The following is a 2,353-nucleotide window of genomic DNA, read 5'->3' on the forward strand; positions in this document are numbered from 1 at the left end:
TGTAAAAGCTGAAGAACGGTATTATACAACGAAATATGTTTCGATTGATAATGAGCTGGTAAGCCAGGAACACGTAGTAAAATTAGAAAACCAGGTGGATGAGAAGCTTGGGAAAGAAGGAATAACGGTGAATCAGTCTACAACTTCAAAGGAAATAGATGTAGATAAAAGATTTCAGCCATTGAACGGAAAACAAACGAATCATAAAGAAAAAGACAAAGAGCCAGAGCCTGGTAATGTAGAGCGGTCGAAGGCTACAAAGAAATCGGGTAGAAAAAAAGAAACAATGGAAATGGAACGATGAAAAATTGTATAGCAGGAACACCAGATTAAATCATTTTTTGTTACTCAATTGAGATAACGAAGAGTGATTTTTTTATATCTAAACAAGAAAGAGGGTAAAAGTAAAAGCCCTCTTTCTTGTTTATAGAACGAAAGGAGTGAATGTCATGAATGTATGGCTATTTGCGGGCTGTATGTTCCTTGTAGCAGTCTTTTTGAACATGTTGCTATTATTTGGTCACAGAATAATGAAAAAGCGCAGAAATAAGAAATGGAAGCGTGAAACTGAAATTACAGATTAATAGGAGGTACTACTTATGGGGAAAACATTGTTTATTGCAGAAAAGCCAAAGGTAGCTGTTGAATTATTAAAATCACCTAGATTTAGAAACTCACAAAAGCATCCAGGAAGCAAGCCATATTATGGCTACTATGAAAATGAAAATTACATTATTAGTTGGTGCCGAGGGCATTTATTAGAACTAAAATATCCGGAGGAAATGGATGAAAGATACAAAGAATTTAATTTTGATCACTTGCCCATTATTTTAGAGCCGGAATATAAAGCGAAATCAGATAGTCTTGAACAAATTGAAATACTGGTTAAGTTGTTAAATCGTCCCGATGTAGATCATGTGGCAAACGCTTGTGATGCGGATAAGGAAGGTGAGCTTATCTATCGTGAAATAGTTGAATATGCAGGTGTGAACAAGCGAGAATCCCGTCTTTTTATCTCTTCCTATGAGGCCGCAGAATTAGAGGGAGCATTGAACCGATTAGAACCAGGAACAGACTATGATGGGCTTGCACAATCCGCTAAAGCAAGGCAATACCTGGATTATATTCTAGGAATTAATGTTACAAGGGGTTGTACATCAAAACTAGCAAGAAACCAATTCTTATTGGCTTCTGGTCGTGTTCAAATGTGTATCTTGAATGAAATTCGTCAAAGGGAAATTGCAATTCAAAACTATAAAGAACAAACCTACTACAATTTAAAGCTACTAACGGAAAACGGTTTATCACCGGTCATGAAAACAGAAGATCAATTGATAGATCCATCACCACTACAAAAACTTGGAGATAGCTTGAAAGAAACGAATGTAATCGTAACGGAATTTAAAGAAAGTACGAGAAAAAAGAAACCAAAATTATTATATAACTTAACGGATATCTACAAAGATGCTCACGCCAAGTTGAAAATAAATGCAGAAACAGCAAAAAAACATATTCAGAGTTTGTATGAAGAAGGTTTTATTACTTACCCTCGTTCTTCATCTAGGCATTTACCTACAGAGCAAGTGGAACGAGTGAAGGAAGTAATGGCAGCATTAGAAAAAAGCTCCTATGCAAATCTCGTACAACAAGTAATTCCATCTTCTATTACGAAAAAACATTCTACTTTTAATGATGAATTAGTCAGTAGTCACTTTGCCATCATCCCAACAACAAAATTATATGTCGGGACCAACCGAAATCCATTAGAAAAACAGTTATATGACTTGATTGTAAAACGATTTATCGGGAATTTTATGAAACCAGCAATCTACCTGGTAAGAGAAGTACATTTTATAGATCAAGAGGGCAACACATATAGTACAAAAGAAAAGATCCTACAAGAGAAAGGGTTTCTAAGTGTGTTTCAAGAGGATATAGAAGAGGGATCAGTTGAAGCATTTCAGATACCTATTTTACGAGAAGGGGATTCTTTCAGAATCGTTCAGTATGACTTGATTGAGTCCCGAACGAAGAAACCAGCCTTTCATACCGAAAGCTCCATTTTAACCTTTATGGAGACAGCAGGACGTAAATTAGATGATGAACATTTGAAAGAACTTATGAAGGGAAAACGGATTGGGACAGTCGCAACGGAAGAAACGTTTATCCCGAAACTGTTAGAGCGAAGCTATATTGATGTTACCAACAGTCAGATTCGAACCACTAATATTGGTCGTGCGTTTATAGATGCTTTTCCGGTAGATGAAATCAAAAATCCAGCTTATACGGCTGAAATGGAAGGGATGATCTACATGATCGAAAAGAAAGAAATGAAATATGAGGAATTTGTTGT

2 protein-coding genes and 1 pseudogene are annotated in these 2,353 nt (G+C 36.0%); all 3 read left to right on the forward strand.

The window, feature by feature from the left end; translation table 11 throughout:
• Window positions 1-304, forward strand: a pseudogene (locus BWGOE10_RS29075) (hypothetical protein); the annotation flags it as partial.
• A 145-nt stretch (window positions 305-449) separates the two neighbouring features.
• Complete coding sequence (locus BWGOE10_RS33785) at window positions 450-584, forward strand: hypothetical protein (RefSeq protein ID WP_265340986.1); 135 nt, start codon at window positions 450-452, stop codon at window positions 582-584.
• A 15-nt stretch (window positions 585-599) separates the two neighbouring features.
• The coding region (locus tag BWGOE10_RS29080; protein ID WP_070168369.1) for a DNA topoisomerase at window positions 600-2,353 on the forward strand (1,754 nt) is incomplete at its 3' end.

Source organism: Bacillus mycoides (genome assembly GCF_001757995.1).
Classification (GTDB): domain Bacteria; phylum Bacillota; class Bacilli; order Bacillales; family Bacillaceae_G; genus Bacillus_A; species Bacillus_A mycoides_B.